The sequence below is a fragment of the Kitasatospora sp. NPDC051164 genome, assembly GCF_044455625.1.
Lineage (GTDB): Bacteria > Actinomycetota > Actinomycetes > Streptomycetales > Streptomycetaceae > Kitasatospora.
On record NZ_JBITFB010000048.1, the window covers coordinates 49,801 to 56,261 of the forward strand.

Here is a 6,461-nt window from a genome sequence, read left to right on the forward strand (position 1 = left end):
AGGTGGTGAGAGGCGCCGTGCCGATCGGGCGACCGGTAGCTGCGGTCAGGCGGGCGCCCGGCAACGCCCGGGCACACGACTGAGTGTCCGTCAGTTCGCGAGCGGGCGCTTGAGCAGGAAGTACCAGCGGCCGCGGTTGTACTCGCCGGGCCCCGATGGTCTTCCTCATGTGCACGGAACTCCCGTCAGGTGATGGTGATCTCGAAGGCGGTCTGGGCTCCGCATGCTCGTCCAGGCCCGGCAGCTCTTCGACCCGCTCAGCGTCACCGCCTGCCCGGCCTGCCTGAACCGGCTCGCCTCGCCTCCCGCCGTGACGGACGGCCACAGCAGTTTCTGCCACCACGAGGTGCCTTCCCCGGACGGAGTGGCGACCCTCGGCAGCGCCACTTCCGTTCAGGGTCCCGCTCGATAGCCGTCAGGGTCACGGGGTGCCAAGGGCGGCCTCCTCCCGGTCGAGGTCGTGCTGGAGGCGGCGGCGGGTGGTGTCGCTGATGCGGTGCTCGTCGTACAGACGGTGGAGTTCGGCGCCCTGGACGGCGATGACCTCCTGGCGCAGCTGGCGGTAGGCGGCGTCGGCGGTGGTGCCGTCGGGGGTCTCGGGGGTGCGGTCGAGGCGGGCGGTGAGGGCGCGGCGCACCCGGTCGAGGGCGGTGTCCGGCAGGGCTTCCAGCTCGGCGAGGTGGTCGACGTGGTCGAGGGCGGCGCGGTTGAGGGCGTCGCGAGCGTCGTCCTCTTCGCGGGCGGTGTGTTCGGGTTCGAGGGCGAGGCCGGAGCGGTTGACGACGGCGGCAAGGGTGAGGCCCTGGACGACGAGGGTGAACACGACGACGGCGGTGGTCAGCACCAGCACCAGGGGCCGTCCCGGGAGCTTCGTGCCGTCGTCGGCGAGCAGGGGGATGGACAGGGCGGCGGCCAGCGGCATGACTCCCCGGGTGCCGGCCCAGGTGACGACCCCGGCGACCCGCCAGGACAGTCGACCTCTGCCCTGGCTGGGCTTGACGGCACGGGTGACCGGCAGTGTGGAGAGGACCCGCACCACGATCAGCACCGCCGCCAGGGCGAGCGCCTGCAGTGGCCACCAGCCGGTGCCGGCGGGCAGGTCTCGTACCAGCGTCGGCAGTTCCAGGCCGACGATGCTGAAGACGACGCTCTCCAGCAGGAACACCACCACCGCGTACACGGCGTGCAGCTGCAGCCGGATGTGGGCGTCGGTGAGGCGGTGGCCGGAGCGGCCGAGCAGTACGCCGGCGACCACGACCGAGGTGACGCCGGAGGTGTGGGCGGACTCGGCGAGAACGTACGCCGCGTACGGGGTGACCAGCGCGATCACCGTCTCCAGCACCGGGTCGGTGGTACGGCGGCGCACCAGCCACACCAGGCCCGCGACGGCGGCGCCGACCACGCTTCCGCCCCCGCCGAGCAGCAGGAACTCCCCGCCCGCCGCCGGCAAGCTGACCGAGGCGCCGACGGCCACCGCGATGCCGATGGCGACCTTGAACAGCACCAGTGAGGTGGCGTCGTTGAACAGGCTCTCGGCCTGCACGAGCACCTGGACGCGCCCCGGCAGGGCCAGGCGGCGGCCGAGTGCGGTGACGGCCACCGGGTCGGTGCTGGAGAGGACGGCGCCGAGCACGAAGGCCATCGCGGGCGGCAGTCCGGCGACGGCGACGGCGGTGAAGCCGACGGCGGCGGCGGAGGCGAAGACCAGGCCGAAGGAGAGGATGGTCACCGGGCGCCAGACCGTGCGTAGGTCGCGTAGCGACAGCTCCTCGGCGGAGGCGTACAGCAGTGGCGGCAGGACCACCATGCCGATGATCTGCGGGGGGATGTGCAGTGCGGGGACGCCGGGTATCAGTGCCACCCCGATGCCCGCCAGGACCAGCAGCGACGGCGCGGGAACGCGCAGGCGCTGGGCGAAGGTGGCCACGGTCGTGGCCAGAACCACCAGGACGAGAACGATCGCCACAACGTGCATCGGTGGAAAGGACCCCATCGCAAGAATCGGGGTCACCGCCGCCGATCGCCGCAGTCGTCCCCCGCGCCGACCAGGCTTCCCGGCACACCTGTGGACATCTTATCGGAGCATTAGCGGGGAAAGGCAGGGGCGAAACACGGACCGTCGGAGCGCGAGCGGCGCGAACAGCGTGTGATCGCCTCTGACCGCGACCCCTTTCGGTCACCGCCTGCATCCGACGGCAGGTGATGGGCGGAGGCGAGCCGGACGTCGGTGGCCCGTGTCCTCCGTCAGGCGAACTCGCGCAGGCGCGGCCGCACTCCCACCACGGTCAGGGCGAGCGCCACCGCCAGGGCCGCCGCGCCGAGACCTGCGGTCGTGGCGTCGAGGTCGTTGTCGCCGTCGGCGACCGCCCCCTCGAAGGCGCGCTGGTTGATGGCCTGGTTCTCCTCGAGCGCGGCGCTGAGCACGCCGAAGTCCGCATTGGACTGGCCCGGATTGAGGCCCGTGTTGAAGGTGACGGCCTCCTTGAGCTTGCCTTGGGCATTCAGCTCTCGGATCTTCCGGTCGTCCCGCTGGTACTGCTGGAACGCCGCCAGCACCCGCTCCGCCGCGTCCTGCTCTCCGGCGAAGGTGATGTTGCGCAGTTCGTCGCCGAGGTACCCGCCGAACCCGACCTGGCCGTGGTCGGCCCGGTGCTTGTCGGCCGGCGCGGCGAGCCTGTCGTTGTACGTGGCGAGGGTGGCACCCTCGACCCGGGCGAAGGACTGGGTCTTGTCGAGGAAGCTCTGCTCGTAGGCCGCCGCCCGGGCGGGGTCGGTCAGGTAGCGGCTCTCGTCGGCGTTGAGGTCGTACGCCACCGCGCGGGCCCGGCTGAGGGCGATCACCGAGTCGAAGGAGTTGCTCTTCGCGACCACCAGGTGGTGGTCCGCCCGGGAGGTCAGCGTCAGCGCGGTGACCATCCCGATGACGGCGATCAGGGAGGTGACGGCCAGCGGCACGTTCACCAGCCGGCGGAAGCGCACCGCCAGCAGTCGCTGCAGCAGCCCGAGCGCGACCAGGGCAACCAGCCCGGCGACCAGGATCTCCCACCAGCCGCCGGCCAGGGCGTCGCGCTGGTCGGTGTAGTTGCGCTCGACCACGGACGCGTTGGCCTTGGTCACGTCGTCGACGGCCGGCAGCAGGCGCTGGCGTAGCAGGTCAGTGGCCTGCCGGTAGGCCGCGAGGGCGTCCGCCGACGGGCGGCCGGCCGGCGCGTGGGCCTGGTCCTCCAGCAGCTGGGCGCGGGCCACCAGGGCCTCGTAGCGGCCGAGTTCACCGATGACGGTCTGGACGGCCCGCTGCCCGGCCTCGTCGCCCGCCACCGCTTCCGTGACGCGCTGCAGGTCGGTGTCGGCCTGGGTGCGCCGCTGCTCGTAGGTGTCCAGGGTCTCCTTGTGCAACGCGGCGTAGTCCGGGTCGGCCCCGAACAGCAGCAGGTTCGCGGCCTGGGCGTCCATGTCGTTGAGCGCGAAGTAGAGATCCGCCGAACGCACCACCTGCGGTGCCGCCTGGTGTCCGATGACGTCCGTGCCGCTCCGGGCCCCGCCGAGGACGGTGGCGGTCGCCGTGCCCGCGGCGAGCAGCGCCACCAGGCAGAGCCCGGTGAGCCCACGTACCAGGCGCGGGGTGTTCCACCACGCCCGGCTGCGCCAGGAGCGGCCGAACCAGTGCTGGGGGGCGCGCGACACGGGGAGTGGTACGGCCGTCTCGTGCCGCGCCGTCTCCGACGCGACCGTTTTCCCCATGACCGCCGTACCGCCCGACGTACCCGTTGGCATCGCCGCGCGCCCCCTTCCCTGTTTTTCACTGGCCGCCGAACCTTCCCCGGAGGAACCCGCCGGGGGTCGGGATTCGGCAACGGTTCACCGCCAGGCCCCACGCCAAGGCGGCGAACCGTTTCCTCGCAGATCACGCTAGGTGCGCTCGAACGCCCGTCCGTCCGCCCTGACGGGTCCTTGATGCTCCCGGGGTGCATCTTGACGAGGCATTGGCGCGATATCCGTCCGGCGGACGACCACGGCTCGGTCCAGGCGGGGGTTCCTCCCGCTCAGCGGGTGACCGCCCACTGCTGCTCCACGGATCCGTCGCAGGTCCGGACGCCGAGCGTCTTCTGGTCCTCGTGGTAGGCCAGGCCCGGGGGATCGGCACGCCCGGCGTGGCGGGCTCGCCGCCCCTGGGAACGGCGGGAACGGTGGGCGCCTGACAGGTTCGTTGAGACTTGGAGGAGCCGTAGGCCGGAAGGAGGGACGCCGACACGGAACGCGAGCCTCGACCGTCCCGGGTACACGCGGGTCAGGGCTGGAACCGGTAACCGATCCCGGGCTCCGTGATCAGGTGGCGTGGCCGGCCCGGGTCGGATTCGAGTTTTCGCCGCATGCTGGAGAAGTAGACCCTCAGGTAGTTGCCGTTGCCCTCCGCCTCGGGGCCCCAGACCTCGGTCAGGATCTGTCGCCCGGGCACCAGCCGGCCGGGGTTGGCCAGCAGCAGGGCGAGGATCTTCCACTCGGTCGGGGTCAGCCGGACCGGGCCGTCGGGGCCGGTGACGGCGCCTGCCGCAAGGTGGGCCTCGTATGGCCCGATCCGCACCGACGGGTCGGGCGGGGGCGGGACAGGCCGGCGCAGAACGGCCCGCAACCGTGCCAGGAGTTCGTCCACGATGAACGGCTTGGTTACGTAGTCGTCCGCCCCCGCGTCGAACGCCCGGAGCTTCTCCTCGATCTCGGCCCGCCTGGTCAGCACGATGATCGGCACGGCCAGCGTCGAACGGATGCCTTCGATCACGTTCACACCGTCGAAGTCCGGCAGGCCGAGGTCCAGGACGATGGCGTCGGGCGGCGCTTGGCCCGCCAGGTCCAGGGCCTCTTGGCCGGTGACGGCGGTGAGCACCGAGTAGTGCCGGGCCTGGAGGTTGATCCGCAGGGTACGCAGCAGCGCCGGTTCGTCGTCGACGACGAGGATGTGGCTCACCGGTCCGCGCTCCTGTCCAGCGTTGCGAGGCCGCGTTCCTCGATCCGCATCTCCGGTGCGGCGGGCAGGGTGAGCAGCATGGTGGTGCCGCCGCCGGGGGTGTCCTCGACCTCCAGGCTGCCGCCCATGGCCTCGGCGAGGCCGCGGGAGAGAGCAAGCCCGAGGCCGACGCCGGTGGTGTTGTCGGTGTCGCCGAGGCGCTGGAAGGGCAGGAAGACCCGGTCGCGGTCCTCGTGGGCGATGCCGGGGCCGCGGTCGATCACCCGGAGCTCGACCTGGTCGGCGTGGTGGCTGGCGGTGACCAGGACTGGCGTGCCGGGGGCGTTGTACCGCAGCGCGTTGGTGATCACGTTGGCGAGGACGCGTTCCAGCAGCGGCGGGTCGGCGAGCACCGCCGGGGCCGTGTCCAGGTCCAGCGGCTGGATCGGCGCGTACGGGTCGGGCAGTGAGTCCATGGCGCGCGTCAGCACCTCTTCCAGCGGCGTGGGCGCCAGGTGCAGGGTGAGTGCGCCGGCCTGGAGGCGGCTCATGTCGAGCAGGTTGTCGACCAGGCGGGTGAGCTTGACCAGGGATTCGTCGGCGGTGGCGAGGAGTTCGGCCTGGTCCTCGCGCGAGAACTCGACGTCGGGGCTGCGCAGTGAGCCGACCGAGGCGAGGGCGGCGGCTAGCGGGGTGCGCAGGTCGTGGCTGACGGCGGCGAGCAGGGCGGTGCGCATCCGGTCGGCGGCCTTGATGGGTTCGACCTCGGCGGCGACCACGGCGAGCCGGTCGCGTTCGAGGGCGGCGGCGACGTGGGCGGCGAAGGCGGTGAGCACGCGCTGGTCGGCGGCGGGCAGCCGGCGGCCGGTGAGCACCAGAACGGCCCGCTCTCCGACGGCTACCTCGGTCGACTCCTGGTCTTCGATCTCCTCCACCCCACCCGCCTCGGCGTCACTGTGAGCGATCATCTCTCCTGTAAGGCTGTCGAGCAGGGTCACGGAGTCCATGCCGAAGGCCGTCCGGGACTTCTCCAGCAGGGCGGGCACCGCATCGGCGCCGCGCAGCACGCTGCCGGCCAGGGTGGAGAGGGTCTCGGCCTCGGCGGTGGCCCGGGCGGCCCTGCTGGTGAGCCGACCGGCGTGGTCGACCACGGTGGAGACGGTGAGTGCGACCGTGGCGAAGACCACCAGGGCGACGATGTTGTTGGCCTCGTCGATGGTCAGGGTATGGAGCGGCGGGATGAAGAAGTAGTTCAGCAGCACCGAGGCGATGAGCGCGGCCAGCAAGGCGGACATCGCGCCACCCAGCAACGCCACGGCCACGACGCCGAGTTGGAAGATCAACGCGTCCGTGGTCAGGTTGAGCGCACCACGGAACGGCGACAGCGCAGCAGTGAGCAGCAGAGGAACGATCAGGCCCGCTGTGTAGCCGACCAGGGTGCGGCGCCGGGAGTGGCGGCGGCCGAGCGCGGGTAGCCGGCCGCGGCCGGTGAACTCGTGGGTGACCATGTGGACGTCGA

4 protein-coding genes are annotated in these 6,461 nt (G+C 71.9%); all 4 read right to left on the reverse strand.

Features of this window, described 5'->3' with window-relative positions:
* Positions 1–421 precede the first annotated feature (421 nt).
* Entirely contained in the window at positions 422–1,975 is a 1,554-nt protein-coding gene (locus ACIBEC_RS42865) for a Na+/H+ antiporter (RefSeq protein ID WP_360501709.1), read from the reverse strand.
* A gap of 269 nt (positions 1,976–2,244) precedes the next feature.
* Positions 2,245–3,684, reverse strand: a complete 1,440-nt coding sequence (locus tag ACIBEC_RS42870) for a hypothetical protein (RefSeq protein WP_360501711.1) — start codon at positions 3,682–3,684, stop codon at positions 2,245–2,247.
* 604 nt (positions 3,685–4,288) lie between these two features.
* Positions 4,289–4,963 carry a response regulator transcription factor gene (locus tag ACIBEC_RS42875; RefSeq protein WP_360501713.1) on the reverse strand — a complete coding sequence of 225 codons (675 nt, stop codon included), beginning with the start codon at positions 4,961–4,963 and terminating at the stop codon, positions 4,289–4,291.
* Positions 4,960–6,461 (reverse strand): ATP-binding protein (locus ACIBEC_RS42880; protein WP_360501716.1); only part of this gene is annotated, 1,502 nt, incomplete at its 5' end. The genes ACIBEC_RS42880 and ACIBEC_RS42875, both read right to left, overlap by 4 nt.